General features: G+C 75.6%; 1 protein-coding gene. It reads left to right on the forward strand.

Annotation, left to right across the window (positions count from 1 at the left end):
- The coding region (locus SACPADRAFT_RS31880; RefSeq protein ID WP_007027901.1) for an SDR family oxidoreductase at nt 1–626 on the forward strand (626 nt) is incomplete at both ends.

The following is a 626-nucleotide window of genomic DNA, read 5'->3' on the forward strand; positions in this document are numbered from 1 at the left end:
CTCGGCGCGGAAGCCGCCCGCTGGGTCGCGGCCGAAGGCGCCGCCCGGGTCGTCCTCGTCAGCAGGCGCGGCGCCGACGACGTCCTGCTGGCCGAACTCCGCGCCACCACCGACGCCGTGTCCGTCACCGCCGACGTGACCGACCGTGCCGCCATGGCCGAAGTCGTGGCCCGGCACCAACCCGACGCCGTCATCCACACCGCGGGTGTCACCCACCTCGCACCGCTGGTCGCCACGACGCCCGAGGACTACGCGCGGGTCGCCTCGGCCAAGGTCGACGGTGCGCGGGTGCTGCACGAGGTCACCGAGGACCTGGACGCGTTCGTCGTCTACTCCTCCATCGCCGGGGTGTGGGGCAGCGGCGATCAGGCCGCCTACGCCGCCGCCAACGCCGACCTCGAAACTCTCGTCCACGAGCGCCGCGCTGCCGGGCTTCCCGCCACCGCCATCGCGTGGGGCCCCTGGGCGGGGCCCGGCATGAGCGGCGGAGCCGCCGGGAACGACCTGGCCCGCCGCGGCCTGCGACCGATGGAGCCGCGCCGCGCCGTGGAGGTCCTGTCCCGCACCGGCGAGCCGCTGCTGGTCGTCGCCGACGTCGACTGGGCCCGCTTCACCGACACCTTCAC

The organism is Saccharomonospora iraqiensis subsp. paurometabolica YIM 90007, assembly GCF_000231035.2.
In the GTDB taxonomy this organism is placed as follows: Bacteria; Actinomycetota; Actinomycetes; order Mycobacteriales; family Pseudonocardiaceae; genus Saccharomonospora; species Saccharomonospora paurometabolica.